At 50.9% G+C, this 17854-nt stretch carries 26 protein-coding genes; 19 read left to right on the forward strand and 7 right to left on the reverse strand.

Features of this window, described 5'->3' with window-relative positions:
* Nucleotides 1–72: 72 nt before the first annotated feature.
* From MVG27_RS03550 to rpl18a, 6 genes are all read left to right on the forward strand, one after another.
* Nucleotides 73–1356 carry a dicarboxylate/amino acid:cation symporter gene (locus MVG27_RS03550; protein ID WP_297551065.1) on the forward strand — a complete coding sequence of 428 codons (1284 nt, stop codon included), beginning with the start codon at nucleotides 73–75 and terminating at the stop codon, nucleotides 1354–1356.
* A gap of 81 nt (nucleotides 1357–1437) precedes the next feature.
* On the forward strand, nucleotides 1438–2844 hold the full coding sequence (locus MVG27_RS03555) for a CGP-CTERM sorting domain-containing protein (RefSeq protein ID WP_297551063.1): 1407 nt from the start codon (nucleotides 1438–1440) through the stop codon (nucleotides 2842–2844).
* Between the two features lie 77 nt (nucleotides 2845–2921).
* Entirely contained in the window at nucleotides 2922–3077 is a 156-nt protein-coding gene (locus MVG27_RS03560; RefSeq protein ID WP_297551061.1) for a 50S ribosomal protein L39e, read from the forward strand.
* 10 nt (nucleotides 3078–3087) lie between these two features.
* Nucleotides 3088–3357 carry a 50S ribosomal protein L31e gene (locus MVG27_RS03565; RefSeq protein WP_099211393.1) on the forward strand — a complete coding sequence of 90 codons (270 nt, stop codon included), beginning with the start codon at nucleotides 3088–3090 and terminating at the stop codon, nucleotides 3355–3357.
* A 27-nt stretch (nucleotides 3358–3384) separates the two neighbouring features.
* A complete protein-coding gene (locus MVG27_RS03570) occupies nucleotides 3385–4071 on the forward strand; it encodes a translation initiation factor IF-6 (protein ID WP_297550366.1) in 687 nt (228 codons plus the stop codon).
* 46 nt (nucleotides 4072–4117) lie between these two features.
* Nucleotides 4118–4351 carry a 50S ribosomal protein L18Ae gene (gene rpl18a / locus MVG27_RS03575; RefSeq protein ID WP_297066114.1) on the forward strand — a complete coding sequence of 78 codons (234 nt, stop codon included), beginning with the start codon at nucleotides 4118–4120 and terminating at the stop codon, nucleotides 4349–4351.
* Here the strand turns inward: rpl18a and MVG27_RS03580 are convergent.
* Complete coding sequence (locus MVG27_RS03580) at nucleotides 4335–4949, reverse strand: asparagine synthase-related protein (RefSeq protein WP_297550368.1); 615 nt, start codon at nucleotides 4947–4949, stop codon at nucleotides 4335–4337. The two genes, rpl18a and MVG27_RS03580, sit on opposite strands and share 17 nt — an antisense overlap.
* A 115-nt stretch (nucleotides 4950–5064) precedes the next feature.
* Between MVG27_RS03580 and MVG27_RS03585 the strand changes: the two genes are divergently transcribed.
* The 5 genes from MVG27_RS03585 (at nucleotide 5065) to MVG27_RS03605 (ending at nucleotide 7572) form a co-directional block, all read left to right on the forward strand.
* Complete coding sequence (locus MVG27_RS03585) at nucleotides 5065–5475, forward strand: YhbY family RNA-binding protein (protein WP_297556203.1); 411 nt, start codon at nucleotides 5065–5067, stop codon at nucleotides 5473–5475.
* 3 nt (nucleotides 5476–5478) lie between these two features.
* Nucleotides 5479–5931 (forward strand): 30S ribosomal protein S19e, encoded by a 453-nt coding sequence (locus MVG27_RS03590; protein ID WP_297548921.1) that lies wholly within the window; start codon nucleotides 5479–5481, stop codon nucleotides 5929–5931.
* A 72-nt stretch (nucleotides 5932–6003) separates the two neighbouring features.
* Nucleotides 6004–6342 carry a DNA-binding protein gene (locus MVG27_RS03595; RefSeq protein ID WP_297066059.1) on the forward strand — a complete coding sequence of 113 codons (339 nt, stop codon included), beginning with the start codon at nucleotides 6004–6006 and terminating at the stop codon, nucleotides 6340–6342.
* 14 nt (nucleotides 6343–6356) lie between these two features.
* Nucleotides 6357–6650, forward strand: coding sequence for a hypothetical protein (locus MVG27_RS03600; RefSeq protein ID WP_297469305.1), 294 nt, complete (start codon nucleotides 6357–6359; stop codon nucleotides 6648–6650).
* A 22-nt stretch (nucleotides 6651–6672) separates the two neighbouring features.
* Entirely contained in the window at nucleotides 6673–7572 is a 900-nt protein-coding gene (locus tag MVG27_RS03605) for a transcription initiation factor IIB (protein ID WP_297066054.1), read from the forward strand.
* Here the strand turns inward: MVG27_RS03605 and fen are convergent.
* Complete coding sequence (gene fen / locus MVG27_RS03610; protein ID WP_297548919.1) at nucleotides 7569–8588, reverse strand: flap endonuclease-1; 1020 nt, start codon at nucleotides 8586–8588, stop codon at nucleotides 7569–7571. The genes MVG27_RS03605 and fen overlap by 4 nt on opposite strands.
* A 91-nt stretch (nucleotides 8589–8679) precedes the next feature.
* Nucleotides 8680–9135, reverse strand: coding sequence for a phosphate-starvation-inducible PsiE family protein (locus MVG27_RS03615; RefSeq protein ID WP_297548917.1), 456 nt, complete (start codon nucleotides 9133–9135; stop codon nucleotides 8680–8682).
* Between the two features lie 223 nt (nucleotides 9136–9358).
* On the opposite strand from MVG27_RS03615, the gene acs reads away from it, so the two are divergent.
* From acs to MVG27_RS03640, 5 genes are all read left to right on the forward strand, one after another.
* Nucleotides 9359–10750, forward strand: a complete 1392-nt coding sequence (gene acs / locus MVG27_RS03620; RefSeq protein WP_297556205.1) for an acetate--CoA ligase alpha subunit — start codon at nucleotides 9359–9361, stop codon at nucleotides 10748–10750.
* A gap of 62 nt (nucleotides 10751–10812) precedes the next feature.
* Complete coding sequence (locus MVG27_RS03625) at nucleotides 10813–11250, forward strand: hypothetical protein (RefSeq protein WP_297548914.1); 438 nt, start codon at nucleotides 10813–10815, stop codon at nucleotides 11248–11250.
* Between the two features lie 75 nt (nucleotides 11251–11325).
* A complete protein-coding gene (locus MVG27_RS03630; RefSeq protein ID WP_297548912.1) occupies nucleotides 11326–12213 on the forward strand; it encodes a hypothetical protein in 888 nt (295 codons plus the stop codon).
* Entirely contained in the window at nucleotides 12210–13094 is an 885-nt protein-coding gene (locus tag MVG27_RS03635) for a hypothetical protein (protein WP_297548910.1), read from the forward strand. The genes MVG27_RS03630 and MVG27_RS03635 overlap by 4 nt, the downstream gene beginning before the upstream one ends.
* A 4-nt stretch (nucleotides 13095–13098) precedes the next feature.
* Nucleotides 13099–13806: a metallophosphoesterase family protein gene (locus tag MVG27_RS03640; RefSeq protein ID WP_297548908.1), complete on the forward strand. Its 708-nt coding sequence runs from the start codon at nucleotides 13099–13101 to the stop codon at nucleotides 13804–13806.
* Here the strand turns inward: MVG27_RS03640 and MVG27_RS03645 are convergent.
* The 4 genes from MVG27_RS03645 to MVG27_RS03660 all read right to left on the reverse strand — a co-directional run bounded on the left by MVG27_RS03645 (nucleotide 13803) and on the right by MVG27_RS03660 (nucleotide 16453).
* The gene (locus tag MVG27_RS03645) at nucleotides 13803–14138 is read right to left on the reverse strand and encodes a PRC-barrel domain-containing protein (protein ID WP_297548906.1); all 336 of its coding nucleotides are present in this window, start codon (nucleotides 14136–14138) and stop codon (nucleotides 13803–13805) included. The two genes, MVG27_RS03640 and MVG27_RS03645, sit on opposite strands and share 4 nt — an antisense overlap.
* An 81-nt stretch (nucleotides 14139–14219) precedes the next feature.
* Nucleotides 14220–14633 carry a prefoldin subunit alpha gene (gene pfdA / locus MVG27_RS03650; RefSeq protein WP_297548927.1) on the reverse strand — a complete coding sequence of 138 codons (414 nt, stop codon included), beginning with the start codon at nucleotides 14631–14633 and terminating at the stop codon, nucleotides 14220–14222.
* A 60-nt stretch (nucleotides 14634–14693) separates the two neighbouring features.
* Nucleotides 14694–15584, reverse strand: a complete 891-nt coding sequence (locus MVG27_RS03655) for an ATP-binding protein (protein ID WP_297548904.1) — start codon at nucleotides 15582–15584, stop codon at nucleotides 14694–14696.
* Nucleotides 15584–16453, reverse strand: a complete 870-nt coding sequence (locus MVG27_RS03660) for an ATP-binding protein (protein ID WP_297548902.1) — start codon at nucleotides 16451–16453, stop codon at nucleotides 15584–15586. Before MVG27_RS03660 ends, MVG27_RS03655 begins: the two co-directional genes overlap by 1 nt.
* A 113-nt stretch (nucleotides 16454–16566) precedes the next feature.
* On the opposite strand from MVG27_RS03660, the gene MVG27_RS03665 reads away from it, so the two are divergent.
* The 3 genes from MVG27_RS03665 to MVG27_RS03675 form a co-directional block, all read left to right on the forward strand.
* Nucleotides 16567–17040, forward strand: a complete 474-nt coding sequence (locus MVG27_RS03665; RefSeq protein ID WP_297548925.1) for a ferritin family protein — start codon at nucleotides 16567–16569, stop codon at nucleotides 17038–17040.
* Nucleotides 17041–17095: 55 nt separating this feature from the next.
* Nucleotides 17096–17506 carry a NifB/NifX family molybdenum-iron cluster-binding protein gene (locus tag MVG27_RS03670; protein ID WP_297467177.1) on the forward strand — a complete coding sequence of 137 codons (411 nt, stop codon included), beginning with the start codon at nucleotides 17096–17098 and terminating at the stop codon, nucleotides 17504–17506.
* Nucleotides 17507–17509: 3 nt separating this feature from the next.
* Nucleotides 17510–17854 (forward strand): isoprenylcysteine carboxylmethyltransferase family protein (locus MVG27_RS03675; RefSeq protein WP_297556201.1); only part of this gene is annotated, 345 nt, incomplete at its 3' end.

Genomic DNA, 17854 nt, shown 5'->3' on the forward strand with positions numbered 1-17854 from the left:
ATTCTTAAATCGTTATTATTGATCTTGCCAATTATTGTTTGGTATCTTGCTCTAATTGCAGGAGGTGCAGGTATGGGGCTGCTGAGAAAGTACCTTGAATATCCCGTCCTTTGGAAGATACTCTATGGTTTAATTTTTGGTGCGATCTTCGGGTTGATAGCAGGACACTTCGGCTGGACGGGTTTCGTGGAAACCTACATCAAGCCCTTTGGAGACCTCTTCGTCAGACTGCTGAAGATGCTCGTGATGCCGATTGTTCTGGCATCTCTCGTCGTCGGTGCGGCGAGTATAAGTCCTGCTCGTCTCGGTCGCGTCGGTGTTAAGATAATATTCTACTACCTTGCCACTTCTGCGATGGCAGTTTTCTTCGGCCTCATAGTCGGCAGGCTCTTCAACGTTGGTTCCGGTGTCAACCTCGGCTCTGGAACGGGTAAGGCAATCGAAGCCAAGAGCCCCTCGCTGGTTCAAACGCTCCTCAACGTTGTGCCAACCAACCCCTTCGCATCGCTGACAAACGGAGCGGTTCTGCAGGTCATATTCTTCGCCATAATCCTGGGTATTGCAATCACCTACCTCATGAACAGGGAAGAGGAGAGGGTCAGGAAGTCGGCCGAGACACTGCTCAGGTTCTTTGACGGTCTCGCCGAGGCGATGTACCTAATCGTCGGCGGTGTCATGCAGTACGCTCCCATAGGCGTGTTTGCGCTTATAGCCTACGTCATGGCCAAGGAAGGCCTTAAAGTCGTCGGACCTCTGGCAAAAGTCGTCGGCGCGGTTTACCTCGGCCTGTTCCTGCAGATTGTCATAACGTACTTTATACTCCTGAAAATCTTTGGCATTGACCCCATCAAGTTCATCAGAAAGGCAAAGGATGCCATGCTTACCGCCTTCGTTACGAGGAGCTCAAGCGGAACCCTGCCCGTTACGATGCGCGTGGCTGAGGAGATGGGCGTTGACAAGGGTATATACTCCTTTACCCTGCCACTCGGCGCGACGATAAACATGGACGGAACGGCACTCTATCAGGGTGTTACAGTCCTCTTCGTTGCAAACGCAATCGGCCACCCACTCACGCTGAGCCAGCAACTTGTGGTTGTTCTTACTGCAGTCCTTGCTTCAATCGGAACTGCCGGCGTTCCCGGGGCTGGAGCCATAATGCTCGCAATGGTTCTTCAAAGCGTTGGCCTTGACCTAACCCCCGGAAGTCCAGTGGCTTTAGCCTATGCGATGATACTTGGAATTGACGCGATACTCGACATGGGCAGAACCATGGTCAACGTTACCGGCGACCTTACCGGAACTACGATTGTTGCAAAGACCGAGGGTGAGCTAGACCTCTCCAAGTGGGCCGACTGACTTTTTCTTCCCTCTCTTTTGGGCAAACTTAATATACCCTCATCAATCCTTAACCTTCAAGGCATGTGGAGGTAAAGTTTCATGAGGAAGTTTGGATTTATGGTGATAGCTCTCCTGTTCTTTGGAGTCCTTTCGGGAGGAGTACTGGCCTCTGACGACTACAAAGAAGTACAAAAGAACGAGTACTGGGTTTCATGGAACGGAAGTGCTAACGTTACTCTCATTACTACCGTTTACAGTCCAGAAAGCCTCCTCAACAAGACCAGGGAGAGCATAGCTCAGATGGGACTTGAAAACGCTACTAAAGCCTTTGTGACTCAGATGGCTCAGAGGTTATCTCAAGAGGGTTATTATCTAAAAAATGCAACTGGAGAAATAATAGGATATAACTCAACAGGGCCCCTAACAACGATAATTAGAGGGGAGATACCGAACTTTGCGAAGTATTACTCCTACGGAGACGTCTGGGAAATCACCCTTGATATTCTTCGAGTTGCGGATTTGGCACAGATTGATCCTACCAAAATGAACGGGAGCATGACATTGGAAAACTACTTTATTGTTCACCTTCCCAAAGGGGCAAAAATAACGGAAATTCCTAACAACTATTCGGCACAGTCAAACGGGAGTTACATAAAAATCCAGGTCAGTACAAACGGCACCACAGTTTACGTTCATTCAATAATACACTTTGCAAAGGGCGTGACTTACTCCGATATTCAGGCAATTTACGGCCAGCCACGGGCTTTTGTAATACAATATAAGGGAAAAGCAGGAGTTGAGAACTACACAACCTGGGAGATGAGGATACACAACAACATAACAGTTCAAGAGAACCAGACGGTTTTTGACAGCGTTGAGGAATATATCAAGCCTGAATCCTACATCAACTATCTTAAGTTCCAGATAACTTATCAAGGAGTTCAGCAGGCTGAGCAGAGCCTGTATCAAAAATACGCTCAAAGCTTTCAGGTTCAGGGTGTTGGAGTTAAAAGTGGATCTGTCAAGATACTTAATTTGAACTCAACGGGTCCGCTTATTGTAAAATACCACTTCATCCTCACGAACTTTACTCACAGGATAAACGGAACATACGTTTATGCCTATGACCCTAAGCTTGAACTCGGAAACATGCAATTCCTGAATAGGCTTGACGCAGCAATAAATGAGACAAAAATTACAAAGTTTATCCTTCCAGAGGGTGCAAAGTTCACGGAGCTCCCGAATGATATAAACATTGAACTCAATGGGAGTTTCGTCAAAATGACTGTGAAAAAAGTTAATGACAGAGAAGTTATAGTCACGAGCAACGTATACCTACGCTATGGAACTCCTGTAAATGCCTACCAAACCCTAATGGCCAAAGTGCCGAATAGAGTCGAATTCAAATACACCCTAAGTGAAAAAGAATCCTCCAACGGAATCTGCGGTCCGGCCCTTCTGGTTGGGCTTGCACTACTGCCCCTCCTCTACAGGAGGAGGCGCTGACCTCTTTTCTTCCCTTTACGAAAAAGCTTAAAAACGCATCCCCAAAGCATCAACAGGCATTGTAAGGGGGTGTGACCATGTCAAGGTACAAGCCACTTGCCAAGAAGCTCAGGCTCGCGAAGGCTTACAAACAGAACAGACGCATTCCGGTCTGGGTTATAGTCAAGACGAACAGAAAAGTTCTCACCCACCCGAAGAGGAGACACTGGAGGAGGACCAAGCTCAAGGAGTGAGGTGGTCTAAATGATTAAGCCCGGTGAGGAAGTCATATTCGTCGTTCCCATCAGGAAGATAAAGAAGCGCGTTCCGCGCTGGAAGAGAGCACCAAGAGCGGCCCGCTTCGTCCGCGAGTGGATAGCGAGGCACGCCAAGGCCGAGGAGGTCAAGCTCGACCCCGCCGTTAACGAGAAGCTCTGGGAGCGCGGAGCGGAGAAGCCACCCAACAAGCTCCGCGTTAAGGTCGTCGTGGAGGAAGTTGACGGCAAGAGGGTCGCGAAGGTTTCCCTCGCCTGATTTTAACCACTTTTTAGAGGTGACGAGATGCACATCGAGAGGCTCGATTTTGAGAACTCCCCCTACCTTGGAGTTTACGGTTTCGCCACTGACAGGGTAGCCATCGTTAGGGAGGGCCTTGGCGAGAAGAAGCTGGATGTCCTCAGGGATGTTTTGAAGGTTCCGCTCATCGAGACGAGCATCATGAAGTCGCGCATAGTGGGTATATTCACAGCAGGGAACTCCAACGCGCTAATCGTTCCATGGTACATCTGGGATGCCGAGCTCGACACCATAAACGCCCGGCTCAAGGAAGAAGGAATCGACATGGAAGTTGTCCCCTTTAAGAGCAGGCTCACCGCCTTTGGAAACCTCATTCTGGCCAATGACAAGGGTGCACTGGTCAGCAAGGAGTTTACAAGGGAGGAAGCAAGGAAAATAGAGGACATTCTCGGCGTTCCCGTCGAGAGGGGAGTCATAGCAGATTACACCGCCGTTGGGAGTGTCGGTGTTGTTACGAACAGGGGTGGCCTTGTCCATCCTGAGGCAACCGACGAGGAACTCGAGTGGCTTAGCGACCTATTCAAGGTTGAGGTCTACGTCGGAACAGCCAACATGGGAGTTCCCTTTGTCGGCTCGTGTATGATAGCCAACTCCCATGGCGTCGTTGTGGGACACCTCACGACCGGTCCCGAAATTGTGAAGATTGAAGAGGCCTTGGGCTTCCTCGGATAAAGCTTAAAAGGGTCTTTTCAAAGCTCAGCCGGAGGGAGGGATGAAAATGGAGGTCAAGGTTTACCGCGTAAAGGGAATCTTCCAGAGGGGTAAGCTCAAGCAGCCCTTCACCAAGGAGTACAGGGCTCTAAAGCCGGAGCACGTGGAGGAGCTCGTTTACTCCGAGATTGGGAGCAAGCACCGCGTTCCAAGAACCAAGATATGGATTGAGAGCATCGAGGAAATAAGCCCGGAAGAGGCTGAAAATCCCGTGGTTAGAAGGCTCAGCCTTGAGCTCTGATTTCTTTTCTCCACCATAGAACCCTCGACTGGTAGTGTCTCTTTGGGAATATCTCCAGGGGGTCTATTCCCCTCTTCCTGATGAGGTGCCGTAGCTCGACCTCGTAGTCCGCTTTTTCGAGCTCCTCGCTCTCCCGGATTTCGACGACGAAAAGCCTCTCGGTCAGCTCGCGTATCGTCTTGTAGCCGAGGCCGAGGAGGGGTCTTATGTAAGCTACGCTAAAGCGGTCCTCCAAGGACCTCGCCTTGGGCAAATCCAGATATGGAACCCTGTCGTCTCTCCTAGTGCCGTCGCTTATCCTCTCGACTTCCGGCATTGAGGCGAGTGTTTCCAGAGCCCTCTCGTGGATGAACTGGATGGCGTTGTTGGGGTGGCCGTCCTTTATAGCTATCTCACAGGCATTCTCAAGGATTTCTTCGGGAAGGTAGACGACCCTGTGCCTGAAGCCCAGCCTCTCGGCCGTTTCCCTCGCGTACTTCCAGTTATCGAGGATGCCAAAGCTCACCGTTACGAGTTCCACATCGTAGCCAAGTCTATCTAAAATCCACGCACCCAAACTGGAGTCCTTTCCGCCGGAGTAAAGGTGGTAAACCCTCATGGCGACCCCTCAGTATGCTCTACCGGGGGTTTATTAAGGTGGCCCAAGGCAATGATAGTCTTAAAAGGCCAACCTTTTTAAGGTCATCTCCAGCGAGAGGTTAGTGGTGAGAGAGATGGAAAAACGCTTACCCGGTAAGGTGAGGAGAGCCCTGCGCGCGAGATACTACGACATAGAACCGCGAGCGTGGATAGGTAAACGCGGTCTTGAAGCGAGCGTAATCGAGGAAATCAACACCCAGCTTGAAAAGGACGGCGTGCTCAAGGTGGAGATCAGGAAGGGTGCGCTCATCTCGACTGGAATGGACAGGAAGGCCATAGCTGAGAGGGTTGCTGAATTAACCGACAGCGAGCTCATCGATGTCAGGGGCAAAAGGTTTATATTGTTCAAACCGAGGGAAGGCTGGGAAAGGTATTTAAGGCGCCTTGAAAGAAAGGGAAGAGCCAAGAGGCGGGAGGAACCCGTCCGTAAAGTCAGGCTCGATATCGCTAACTTCAGGAAGAAGTTTAAGAAGGGGAGGGATTGAAGGATGGCGACTGTCTATGACGTTCCCGGTGACCTGCTCGTTGAGAGGGTCGCTGAAAAGCTCAAGGAGATTGAGGAGATAAAGCCCCCGGAGTGGGCCAAGTTCGTCAAGACCGGAAGGCACAAGGAAAGACTCCCTGAGCAGGACGACTGGTGGTACTACCGCGTTGCAAGCATACTCAGGAAGGTCTACATAGACGGCCCCGTCGGAATCGAGAGGCTTCGCACCTGGTACGGTGGCAGGAAGAACCGCGGACACGCCCCCGAGCACTTCTACAAGGCCGGAGGAAGCATCATCAGGAAGGCACTCCAGCAGCTTGAACAGGCCGGTTTCGTCCAGAAGGTTCCGGGAGAGGGAAGGGTTATAACTCCCAAGGGCCAGAGCTTCCTCGACAAGATAGCCACCGAGCTCAAGAAGGAGCTTGAGGAACAGATTCCGGAGCTCAAGAAATACTGAGCTCCCTTTTCTCATACTCTACCCAATACCTTTTTAACTTCCACTTCTGAGCCTGAATCAGGAGGTGAGAAAATGGCGGAGGACATAGAGGAGATTAGAAAGCGCAAGCTCATGGAGCTCCAGAAGAAGTACCTTGAACAGCAGAAGGCCCAAGAAGAAGCTATAAAGCAGGAGATGGAACTCCAGGCCCAGATTGATGCGATAATGAGGAAAATCCTAACTCCGGAAGCGAGGGAGAGACTCGGAAGGGTGAAGCTTGTGAAACCCGAACTCGCGAGACAGGTTGAACTCGTCCTCGTTCAGCTCTATCAGGCCGGCCAGATTAGGGAGCCAATAGACGACGCCAAGCTGAAGAGAATTCTGGCTCAAATAGATGCGAGGACCAGAAGGGAGTTCAGGATTAAGTGGTAGCGGACGGTGAATTGATGGACGCCAGGGAAATAGTGAGAATCCTCGACGAAAAGGGAGAGGTCAGTCTCGACACTTGGAGGCTCGTATCCGTTAGAAAAAACGACGACGGAACCGCGGACATCCTGTACAGGAACAGACACGTTGGGAGTGACGAAAACCCCGTTTTCCTCTGGATTTATGCAAACATCGTTGAAGAGGACTGGGATGTTCGGGTTTTGGAGAGGATAACCTTTCAGAAGGAAGACCTGCTCTGGCTGTTGAAGTTCGTGTTTCCAAAAGTTAAGGTTTATAAGGGGCTCGCCAAATAGCCCGCCGGCCGGGGGTGTTTGAGTGAGCGGGAAGAGAGTATGTCCCGTGTGCGGCTCAACTGAATTCATTTACGACCCCAGCAGGGGTGAAATAGTCTGTAAGGTTTGCGGTTATGTAATCGAGGAGAACGTGGTCGACGAGGGGCCGGAGTGGAGGGCCTTCGACCCCAGCCAGAGGGAGAAGAGGGCCCGCGTTGGGGCTCCTGAAAGCATACTGCTTCACGACAAGGGTCTTTCAACGGACATAGGAATAGACCGCTCCCTCACTGGTTTAATGAGGGAGAAGATGTACAGGCTTAGAAAGTGGCAGTCTCGCTTGAGGGTCAGCGACGCCGCCGAGAGGAACCTTGCCTTTGCCCTGAGCGAGCTCGACAGGATAGCGAGCCAGCTGAAACTTCCAAGGCACGTTGAAGAGGAAGCGGCAAGGCTCTATAGAGAGGCGGTGAGAAAGGGCCTCATAAGGGGTCGCTCGATTGAAGCCGTTATAGCGGCCTGTGTCTACGCCGCGTGCAGGCTTTTGAAGGTTCCGAGAACCCTCGATGAGATTGCCGACATTTCCCGTGTTGACAAGAAGGAAATCGGCAGGAGTTTCCGCTTCATAGCCAGACACCTGAACCTGACTCCAAAGAAGCTCTTCGTGAAGCCTACCGATTATGTCAACAAGTTCGCAGACGAGCTCGGCCTGAGCGAAAAAGTGAGGAGAAGGGCAATAGAGATACTTGAGGAGGCCTACAAGCGGGGTCTCACGAGCGGAAAGAGTCCCGCCGGTCTCGTAGCCGCGGCGCTCTACATAGCTGGTCTCCTAGAGGGGGAGAAAAGAACCCAGAGGGAAGTTGCAGAGGTTGCCCGCGTCACTGAGGTCACCGTAAGAAACAGATATAAAGAACTCGTGGAAAAGCTCAACCTCAAGATACCGCTTTAGCGGAACCAGCTCTCCAGGGTTCTCTGCTTTCCGGCTTTTACGGCCTTTTTCAGTCTTTCAAGGCCATTCTTCACCCTTTCCTCGCTGAAGTCGTGTTCATCGCAGAGGAACTTAAGGATTCCCTCCTCATCGGGCTCGCGCCATTTCAGAGAGTACTCGTCAGTCACAGGAGGATTCAGGAAGAACTCCTTTATCGCGTAGAGGTCAACGTCACTCTCCTTCTGGTATTTTTTGAGCGGGTTTTTGGAGCGTTTAACTATCGTTAAAGCCTTCTTCGGGCCGATACCCTTAATTCCTCCCGGGTTGTAGTCGGTTCCAACGAGAATAGCTAGTTCAATTAACTTCTCCCTGTCTATGCCGAGCTCTTTGAGGACCTCATCGAGAACTATTAACTCGGGCTTGACCTCGACGTATACGTTCTTCCCCGGAAGTTTTCTCCTTCCCGTTATGGTCAGATTCCTGACGAGCCTCGGCGTTCCAAAAAGCAGGGAATCGTAGTCCTGACTCGCTGAGGCATAGACGTCCCCTTTCTGCGCCATATACGCAGCTTGAGCTTCCCCTTCACTCGGGGCTTGCACAACCGGGACGCCCATGAGCTGGAGAAGTTTCTTGGCGTCCTCTATGAGGGTCTGGTTGAGCCTCGTTGCCCTCATGGCGTACTTCTTGGCCTCCTCTATGTCGCCCCTCTCGAGGGCCTCGTGCCACTTTTCCTCGGCCTCTTCCCTCGCCTCGCGCCTCTTTTCGAGCTCCCTTTTCTTGAAGGCCGGCGGTTCGCCGTCGAAGACGTAAGCTGGCTTTATACCTGCCTCCATCAGGTTAATCGTTCTGTAGAAGAATCCGCTCAGGTGAGAGGTTATCCTTCCCTTTGAATCCATTAGAGGTGTCCCGTCTCGCTGTCTTATCGTTGACAGGAACTGGTACATGGCGTTGAAAGCGTCAATGGCGACCTTTTTTCCGTAGAGGCTCTCCAGTTCTATCTCCTTTCTCGGAATGAGCTCGCCTATTTGAACACCCATTTACACCACCAGAGAAAGTAGGAAAAAGGGTTTTTAGGATTTGCCTCCGCCTACCGGGTTGCTCATCACTACTCAGAGAGGGGAAGGGTCTTCATCGGCGATATAGGCCCTTCTCGATAAGGAACTCTTCGTGCTTCGTTCTCCTCTGCCTCTCCTGCACATAAATCCAGCCCATGACAAAGATAAGAGTTGCCATTCCAATCAGCGTCTGCCAGCCGAGCTGGTTGTAGTCAAGTGTTATTATAATCTTTCGCACCATCGCCAGAACGCCGAGCTCAACGACGTTCCTCATGCTGACGTGGTGCTCCTTGACGTACATCGTCAGGAGTTCGAATATCTCAAGAAAGATTATGACGAGGACTATCTGGTGAAGAACGTTTTCAATATCAAACGAGTGCATAGTTTCCGTAATTAGATTGGCCATTAGGTAAACCACGTATCCCATAGTTATCGTGGCAAGGCCTATAACAACTATATCAAACAGAACGCTAAGCCACTTGAGAAGAAGTGTCTCAATGATTCTCACATCATGATGTTTCGTACCCATTCTCACACCCCAAAGAAAGTTTAGTAGGAATCTAAAAACTTTTCGGAAAACCTAAGGGTTCTTTGAAAGCCTAAGATTTCTTTATCGAAGATTTTGAAAGTTGGACCACCACCTCTGGTTATTTTAACGTCTGTCGAGGGCAATATCGGCAGAAAGGGAGGGGAAAGGTTTTAACTGCCTTTTACAGATGTAAAAAATGTAAATGTCATTCGAGGTGATAAAAATGGTTGACCCAAACATCGAAGCTCTTTTCAGGCCGAAGAGCATCGCAGTTATAGGTGCCTCCGAGAAGCCGGGCAAGATAGGCTACGCTATTATGAAGAACCTTGTGGAGTATGGCTACGAAGGCAAAATCTACCCCGTTAACATTAAGGGCGTGGAGATTAAGATTGGTAATCGTGTTTTCAAGTCCTATAAGAGTATCCTCGACGTTCCTGACGAGGTTGATATGGCAGTGATAGTTGTTCCAGCAAAGTTTGTCCCGCAGGTTGTCGAGGAATGCGGTCAGAAGGGAGTTAAGGTCCTGCCGATTATCAGTTCCGGCTTCGGCGAGCTCGGTCCAGAGGGCAAGAAGGTAGAGCAGCAGCTAGTCGAGACTGCCAGAAAATACGGCATGAGAATTCTCGGTCCAAACATTTTTGGTGTTGTGTACACCCCCGAGAAACTCAACGCCACCTTCGGACCAACTGACGTTCTGCCCGGGCCTCTTGCATTAATCAGCCAGAGCGGTGCCCTAGGAATAGCCCTCATGGGCTGGACCATCCTAGAGAAAGTCGGCCTCTCAGCCGTTGTCAGCATAGGAAACAAAAGCGACATAGACGATGCTGATCTGCTCGAGTTCTTCAAAGAGGACGAGAACACTAAGGCAATCCTCATCTACATGGAGGGTGTCAAGGACGGAAGGCGCTTCATGGAAACGGCCAAGGAGGTCAGCAAGGTCAAGCCGATAGTGGTCATCAAGGCCGGAAGGAGCGAGCGCGGTGCGAAGGCGGCCGCTTCCCACACAGGTTCCCTCGCCGGAAGCGACAAGATTTATGACGCGGCGTTCAAGCAGGCGGGAATAATAAGGGCCTACACCATCGGCGAGGCCTTCGACTACGCGAGAACTCTCAGCAACCTTCCCGAGCCCGCTGGAGAGAACCTTGTCATAATAACCAACGGCGGTGGAATAGGCGTCATGGCCACCGATGCCGCTGAGGAGAGCGGTCTGCACCTCTACGACAACCTAGATGAGCTCAAGGTCTTCGCAAAGCACATGCCTCCATTCGGTTCATACAAGAATCCTGTTGACCTGACGGGTATGGCTGGAGCAGAGAGCTATGAAGGGGCAATCAAAGACGCTCTGGCTCATCCTGAGATGCACAGCATAGCTGTCCTCTACTGCCAGACTGCAGTTCTTGACCCAAGGGATTTAGCGAACATTATTATCAGGGAATACAACGCGAGCGGAAGAAAGAAGCCTCTTGTTGTTGCAATCGTCGGTGGAATTGAAGCAAAGCATGCAATCGACATGCTCAACGAAGAGGGCATTCCTGCCTATCCAGAACCAGACAGGGCAATAAAGGCTTTGGCAGCTCTCTACCGCTGGAGCAGGTGGAAGGCTCAGAAAGAGTGATTTTTTTTCTTTTTCTCAATCTGTTCAAAAAGTTTTAATAATTCTAAGTGGTCATAACACCGGTGTGTTCTATGGAGTGGAAGAGAACAATTGAGGCCAACAAGAGAGAAGCTAGGCAAGTGAAACTGGCGTTTCTGGGAGTTTCTGTGGTAATTCTCCTCTACGGACTGATTGTTACGGGAGTGAAAATCCAGGACTTCACCGGCTTTTGGGAAAATATCCCACTTCTGTTTTTCTATCTTTACACCCCCTATCTTTTTCTGGGTATCGGTGTTGCCATTGGAGGATTCCTCGTCGAGAACTGGCTCAACCTAAAGAGCATAAAGTGGCATGTCGTTTTTATTCTGTCACTTCCTTTTTTGTACTCTGCCGTTCGTTTTCCAATTGAGATTGTCCTCTTCGGTTTTCCAACATACGAGGAGTTCATGTGCTGTTCATTGCTCACTATCGTGTTCCTCATTTGGTATGCTTTTCTCTTAACATACAATGGGAAGAGATGAGTAGTTCATTATTTCAAGATCATGCAAAATTTACGTAATGCTTTTATAAAAAGGCCCCCTACTAGTTAATCCGGGGTGAGGCTGTTGAGAGAAAGCTCAATTTTTCTATTTTTCTTAATCTTGGTTGGTGCTTATCTAAATTCACCCCATGTTCAAGCCACGCCAGTAACTTTACCCATTTCTCCTTACGTGGACCTTCATTCGAAGATTATAAAGAACGGCGGGAGCATAGATGGAGTTCTTCTCGCCGTGGAAGTAAACTCAAACCTTTCAAAGCTGACACTAGTGAGCCCAAATGGTTCCATAACCCTCCTAAAGAAGATTGGTACAGCCTACGTTCCACCCCAAAGGATCTCAGTTAAGAAGGTTGTAATATCAGAGCTCCCCAATAACGCAACTTTCCGGGTATTCTACTCCGGTTTCTCTGCCAGATACGTCCCTCCCCTGAACTTCTCCAATGGAAGGTTCGTTCTCTCTTCGTCTCTCTCCATAAACGTTTCCAGTAGTGGATTCTACCTCAATGTTACCTATCCGCGCGGTTCGCTAGCGGTTATCGGCAGGAACGGCATGAATTTCATCTTTAAGGACTCATACATAATCGCAGGAAACAGAACATTCAACGGATCTCCCATCAAAGCAGTGCTGGCGTACTGTGTCGATTGTGAAGCGAAGAATCACGTGAAATTGACAGGTTACAACATAGATACAAAACTCAACGTTGGTAAATATGAGAGCTATCTTGGCAGTATGGAGTGGATTTCAAAGCAGATTGTTCTCAAAAAAGGGTTCTCATTTGAAAACCTCACCCTCTATAACAACTGCACTGAGCTAATGGAACATAACTACTTCAACTGTATAACCAGTTCCGGAAAGGATTACAGGAAGGGAATTCCATTTCTCCTTGAAATTGGGGTAGCGGTGCTTCTTTTATTGGTCATCTTAATATGGGGGAAGAAACCATGAAAAAACTCATCTCGCTTGCTATCCTCCTAATCTTGCTCGGCTCGTTGCTCATCGCTTTGGCGTTTCATTCGGGCAAGGAATGTGCGTCCCAATACACGGAGGTGAAGCTGAGCTTTGCCCGCGCGCTGGAGGTTCAGAACGGCGGTGAGGTTGAGGCGTACGTCTTGGCCGTGGATGCACCAACCAACGCGGGCAATATACTTGTCGTTAACGACCCGGACGGGACTTCCTACGTCTTCGCAAGGAGGAACGGGCTGTTCTACCCTCCAAAACCAGTCTCCTTCAAAAACCTCTACGTTGAGAACCTCTCGTGGAGGACGAACATCACAGTCTACGCGGTTTCGGGTGACTACGCTGGCTTTTTGAACGTGAGTGGTGGGAGGTTCATCATTGGTTCTCCAGTAGAGAACTTCGGGGGAATCGCATTCATCTGCAATCGCCCTTTCGTTTTCAACGTGAGCGACCCAAGGGGCACGGTGTACGGGGACGATGGAAAGGTTCTTCTCGTTTTGAAAAACGACTCTTTCAAAATTCTCAACGAGACGTACCGTGGCACTCCACTTCTCCTCGAGGCGGGATGCAACCAGGAACAGGATAGGGTCGGCTACACGTTGCTCTACAGAAATCCGTTCGGCGGGTACATCTCCTACTCCGGTGTCCTAGATGAATCCATCCTAGTCCTCGGCAAGGGCTTCAGCTTCAAAGAACTGGAGGCACGTCAGAGGGTTATCCCCCTCTGTCCAAGATCTCCCGGAAAAACCGATGTTCTCAGCAGAGAAAGCCCCCTCTGGGACGTCCTTATGATAGTTCTAGGGTTGCTCCTCATAGGCGTCGCAGTGAGAAGGCCATATAAACCGGGGAAGCGTGGTTTAAAGCGGTGATACCATGCGTGTAGCTCTCATAAGTGACATACACTCCAACTGGGAGGCCCTTCAGGCGGTCTGGAGAGAAGTCAGAAATGCGGACGTAATACTGTGTATGGGCGACTTGGTTGGTTACGGCGCTTCCCCAAACGAGGTTGTTGAGTTCGTGAAGAGACAGATGGAGAAAAGAACTTTCCTCTGCGTTCGCGGAAACCACGACAACGCGATAGCCTTTGGCGCGGACTGGGGCTTCAACCCCTACGCGAGGGAAGCGGTGAGATGGCACCAGCGGGTTATGAAAGTTGAAAACCTTGAGTTCCTTAGGAGACTTCCGGTAAGGCAACTTTTCACCGACGACACCGGCCGGAGCTACCTCTTAATCCACGGCTCGCCAAGGGCACCTCTGGATGAATACCTCTTTCCCTGGTTGCCGGAGAGCGAGTTCAGGGCAGTTTTAAGCTATGTGAAACAGGACGACCTCCTCGTTGGCCACACCCATGTTCCAATGCTCAAGATTATCGGAGGAAGGAGGATAATAAACCCGGGAAGCGTTGGCCAGCCAAGGGACGGCGACTGGAGGGCAAGTTATGCGGTGATAGACACGGAGGAAGAACCACCAGACAACGTTGAGTTCCACCGCGTAGAATACGACGTTGAAGAAAGCGCAAGGAAGATAATAGAGGCGGGACTGCCGAGGTTCTTGGCGGACAGGCTCTTCGAGGGTCTTTAGTTCTTCTTCTTAAGGCCCCCTTCAAGGGTTCCCCTTGACCTCGTGGGGGCGGGCTTTGGAAGGCGCTTGAGCTTGGAGCGAATGGCTAGCTTGTTGGTGTCTATAATTATGACTTCCCCAATGCTCTTCACGGCACTTACGGGAATCAGAAGGAGCCCCTCGTGGTCCGTAACGAATTCACTCGTGTCAAGGTCTTCATCTGGTTCAGCGACTATCACGAGGATTTCACCCGTTTCCTCGTCAAAGCTTAAGTCGTAAACCCACCCAAGTCTTATTCCCGTGTCAGTTATGAGCTCAACATCTCTAAGCTTAGATGCCATTATTCTGACCATCTTCGCCACCTCTGGGTATAATCCTGTAACCCCTTGGAGATTAACGTATAAAACCTTTTTCCAACAATAAAAACGGAAACATCATGCCTTTTTGGCCTGTAGTTCTTGGGCCTTCTTTGCAAGTTCGCCCAGCTGGGCTTCAAGCTTTTTAAGGGCCTCCTGGGTCTTCATTATAGCTTCATCGTACTCCTTTATCCGTGCCTCGAGGTATTCAATTGCACTCTCAAGGTTCTTCTCAACAGCATAGCCTGCTCCGACGCTCACTATAGCGTTCTCTTTGTCGGTTATCTTGCCCTTAAGGAACGAACCAGCCCCAATCGGAACGAGGATTTCAACCTCGTCCTCAGTTTTTTTAAGTTCCTCAAGAGTCTCCTTGACAGCCTTGAACTCGTCCCTACCGAGGGTGAGCAACTCGAGGTTCTGGGCCAACAGCTGGGCCTGTGCCTGCAGAAGCTGATACTCGTAAGCGAGTTTCTCTATTTCCTTTTCCACCATGGTTACCACCGAAAAAACTATGGAAAGAGGCTTTTAAGATTTGGGTTAAAGGGCCAAAAGTCACCCAATGATTTCCTCCGCTATTCTCTCGGCGATTTCCTTCAGGGCTTTGCTTGCAGGGCTCTCGGGGAATGCCTCAACAACCGGCTTGAGCATGGACATGCTCTTTGGAATGGCCCTGTCGTAGGGGACCTCACCTATTATCGGTATCCCCTCGCTTTCGGCCCACTCCTTTAATGCAGTAAAGCCGGGGTTGAGATCGGCCTTGTTTATTATCAGGTAAGCCGGCTGTCTGAAGTGCTGGACGACCTTGTAGGCGCGCTGGACGTCGCTGAGGGAAGCGGGCGTCGGTTCGGCAATCAGTATGGTCAAGTCGGCCCCCCCTATGCTCGCTATAACCTGACAGCCGATTCCCGCGGCACTGTCAACAATCATGTGCTCTAAGTTGAGCTCCTCCATGATTTTCTTGGCCCACTCCTTCTCCTCCGTAACGAGCTTACCGCTCTCCGGCCTTCCAACGTCGAGCTGGGCAGAGATTATGGGGAAGCCGTACTTGGTGGTTGCCTTCCTTATGACACCCGAGCGGGCCTGTTCGAGGGTTATCGTTCCCGGAACCGGACAGACGAGACCGCAGACGTTACAACCCTCGCAGGTGAGCTCGTTGACGACGTAGTTGCCGGATTCATCGATGTAAATGCTCTCGTAGGGACAGCGCTCCATACAGATTCCACAGCGGACGCAGGTCTCGGTGTTTATTCTGGCAACCTTTGCACCTATGTGCTCCCTCTCCTCCTCCCACTCCTCTACGCCAAGGAGCAGACCTAGGTTAGGTGCCTCAGCGTCGGCATCAACCGCGATAAGCCTGTATCTGTCCTTCAGGAAGTAGAGGAGGGAAGCCGTTATCGTGCTCTTTCCAACGCCACCCTTACCGCTCGCTATCGCTATCTGCATCACTCACCACCCCCGAGAAAGCCGGCAACCTTCTCGGCCATTTCGCGGAAGATTTTCGCCTCGGGAACGTCTTCAAGGACGATGGGCCTTCCGGAAACATAGCTCCTGACGATGTTCTCGCTGTAGGGTATCTCGGCTATGACCTCGGCCCCGTATTTTTCCGCGAGCTCCCTGACCCTTCCAGTATCGCCCAAGTCGGCCCTGTTGATGACCACCCATGTCTTCAGACCCATCAGCTTCCCGAGCTTGAGAATGAGCTCCGTGTCGTGGATTCCGAGCGGGGTCGGTTCCGTAACCGCTATCAAAAGCTCCGAGCCCTCAATGGCCTTTGAAACGGTGTTACCGGTTCCAGCGGCGGTGTCAACCATGAGGAGCTCGTAGTCTAGGCCTCTCGCGCGTCTCTTGGTTTCAACGACGAGGGGCATCGAGCGTTCCTCCCCTTCCCTTAGCTTTCCGGTAACGAGGGTGAAGCCATAGGGAGTTTCGGTCACGTATGTGTGGCCTATAACACGAAAAGCCTCTTGAATCGCCCCCGGAACAGGGCAGACTATCTCACAGGCCCGACAGCCGGAACAGAGGTTGGGCATCAAGAACGGCGTCCCGTCTTTCAGCGTTATTATCGCGTGCTCCTCGCAGACCTCGGCACACTTCCGGCACTTGATACACTTGGAGTAGTCGAACTTCGGCATGAACTGATTAACGGGCCTCTCGTTTGAGAGCTCAACGCCGAGGAGCAGGTGGTCGTTTGGGGCTTCAACATCTAAGTCCGCCAAAACCAGCCTGAAACGTTTTGCCAGCTCAATGGCGAGGTTAATCGCGACGGTTGATTTTCCGGTTCCTCCTTTTCCACCGCTCACCGCTATCTGCACGTTCTCACCTCCGAAAATTAGGGTAGCCGAATTCCTTTTAAGCTTTGTGCATAATCACGAAAGTCGCGAAAAGTTTTTATTAACAAGAAGTTATTAAAGCTTTGGTGGTGGGTATGGAGCTGGCGAAAATCGAGAGAAAGAAAGCCGAACTCTACAGGGCGTTAATACCGCTCGTTCCGAGGGACTTTAAGGACGACCTCAAACTGCTCGCGAGCCACTCCGAGAGAAACGCGAGACTGCTCGAAAAGGTCAAAGTGCCCGAGGAAACGAGGGGATTAAGAGAGGTAGAGGTTGCCCTCGAGTTTCTGGAGAAGGCACTCACGGATCCGGAATCAAAGGTAGAGGACTACTATCGCTTTGCGATAGATGCCGAGGAGGCAACGGCCAGAGTCTACTCCGAGCTGAGCATGAAGGCCAAGTCGGAGAGAACCAGAAGGCTCTTCCGCTGGCTGGCCGAGATAAGCAGGGAACACGCCGAAATACTGAGGAGGCACCTTGAGATGTGGGAGTTCATGCAGGAGCAGGTCGAGGAGGAAGAAATCCCCGAGGACCTGCTCGAGCAGTGGTTCGAGGACATAGACCTGTAGTTAGGTTTCCCTAAATCTTTTTAAAGCTCCCGCAGAGGTTTTAACGGTGGTTGATATGAGATGCCTGAAGGTTGCCTTTGGAATGGAAGACGATGAACACCTAATCGATGCTCACTACGGCGACTCTGAGTTCTTTGCCATCTACGAGGTCTGTGAAGATGGTAGCGTTAAACTCCTGGAAAAGAGGCCGAACAAAGCCAAAGACTTTGAAGAGGAGCACGATGAAGGCCACGGCGACCCGAGGAAGTTCAAGGCAGTTGTGAGCCAGCTTTTGGACGTTGACGTTCTAGCGGCTTTTAGAATGGGGCCGAACTTTTTGAGAATCCGGGACAAGACCAACAAGGTGGCCTTCTTTACGAGGACAAGAGACATAAAGCTCGCCCTCCAGCGCGTCCTTGAGAACTTCGATGAACTCTGGGAGCAGGTTCAGGCCAAGAAAGCCGAGAAACCCCCAATAGAGGAATGAGTGATGAGATTCTGGGGGATTGAGCCAAAGGTCGGCCTTTTTTCAGGTTTATATGCGCTCTTTGCGCTTTACCTGAACTCAAGGCTCAGGCCGGGCATCTCTCTCCCTTTACCGGGACTTGTTTTACTCCTTTCGGGCCTTTTTCTGTGGCTCGTCTGCTACCTTCAGGTTTCGAGGGCCTACTCAAGGGGAGAGCTCTTAACCAGGGGCTGTTACGCGAGAGTTAGGCATCCAATATACTCCATCTGGGGCTTTCTAATCATCCCGGGCTTTTCCCTGGTGGTAGGTGGCTTCATGCTCTTCCTTCCGGTTATCTACTGGCTCTCGGTTTTGGCATTTATAGGTGAG

It is taken from the genome of Thermococcus sp. (assembly GCF_027011145.1).
In the GTDB taxonomy this organism is placed as follows: domain Archaea; phylum Methanobacteriota_B; class Thermococci; order Thermococcales; family Thermococcaceae; genus Thermococcus.

Bases quoted from the DNA above. Each gene is read 5' to 3' on its own strand.
- rpl18a (WP_297066114.1), top strand. From the start codon at position 4,118: ATGGAGGTCAAGGTTTACCGCGTAAAGGGAATCTTCCAGAGGGGTAAG.
- fen (WP_297548919.1), bottom strand. From the start codon at position 8,588: ATGGGTGTTCAAATAGGCGAGCTCATTCCGAGAAAGGAGATAGAACTG.
- MVG27_RS03665 (WP_297548925.1), top strand. From the start codon at position 16,567: ATGGAGCTGGCGAAAATCGAGAGAAAGAAAGCCGAACTCTACAGGGCG.
- MVG27_RS03590 (WP_297548921.1), top strand. From the start codon at position 5,479: ATGGCGACTGTCTATGACGTTCCCGGTGACCTGCTCGTTGAGAGGGTC.
- MVG27_RS03555 (WP_297551063.1), top strand. From the start codon at position 1,438: ATGAGGAAGTTTGGATTTATGGTGATAGCTCTCCTGTTCTTTGGAGTC.
- MVG27_RS03580 (WP_297550368.1), bottom strand. From the start codon at position 4,949: ATGAGGGTTTACCACCTTTACTCCGGCGGAAAGGACTCCAGTTTGGGT.
- MVG27_RS03600 (WP_297469305.1), top strand. From the start codon at position 6,357: ATGGACGCCAGGGAAATAGTGAGAATCCTCGACGAAAAGGGAGAGGTC.
- MVG27_RS03655 (WP_297548904.1), bottom strand. From the start codon at position 15,584: ATGCAGATAGCGATAGCGAGCGGTAAGGGTGGCGTTGGAAAGAGCACG.
- MVG27_RS03560 (WP_297551061.1), top strand. From the start codon at position 2,922: ATGTCAAGGTACAAGCCACTTGCCAAGAAGCTCAGGCTCGCGAAGGCT.
- MVG27_RS03670 (WP_297467177.1), top strand. From the start codon at position 17,096: ATGAGATGCCTGAAGGTTGCCTTTGGAATGGAAGACGATGAACACCTA.
- MVG27_RS03640 (WP_297548908.1), top strand. From the start codon at position 13,099: ATGCGTGTAGCTCTCATAAGTGACATACACTCCAACTGGGAGGCCCTT.
- MVG27_RS03635 (WP_297548910.1), top strand. From the start codon at position 12,210: ATGAAAAAACTCATCTCGCTTGCTATCCTCCTAATCTTGCTCGGCTCG.
- acs (WP_297556205.1), top strand. From the start codon at position 9,359: ATGGTTGACCCAAACATCGAAGCTCTTTTCAGGCCGAAGAGCATCGCA.
- MVG27_RS03595 (WP_297066059.1), top strand. From the start codon at position 6,004: ATGGCGGAGGACATAGAGGAGATTAGAAAGCGCAAGCTCATGGAGCTC.
- MVG27_RS03550 (WP_297551065.1), top strand. From the start codon at position 73: ATGGGGCTGCTGAGAAAGTACCTTGAATATCCCGTCCTTTGGAAGATA.
- MVG27_RS03615 (WP_297548917.1), bottom strand. From the start codon at position 9,135: ATGGGTACGAAACATCATGATGTGAGAATCATTGAGACACTTCTTCTC.
- pfdA (WP_297548927.1), bottom strand. From the start codon at position 14,633: ATGGTGGAAAAGGAAATAGAGAAACTCGCTTACGAGTATCAGCTTCTG.
- MVG27_RS03585 (WP_297556203.1), top strand. From the start codon at position 5,065: ATGGAAAAACGCTTACCCGGTAAGGTGAGGAGAGCCCTGCGCGCGAGA.
- MVG27_RS03645 (WP_297548906.1), bottom strand. From the start codon at position 14,138: ATGGTCAGAATAATGGCATCTAAGCTTAGAGATGTTGAGCTCATAACT.
- MVG27_RS03565 (WP_099211393.1), top strand. From the start codon at position 3,088: ATGATTAAGCCCGGTGAGGAAGTCATATTCGTCGTTCCCATCAGGAAG.
- MVG27_RS03570 (WP_297550366.1), top strand. From the start codon at position 3,385: ATGCACATCGAGAGGCTCGATTTTGAGAACTCCCCCTACCTTGGAGTT.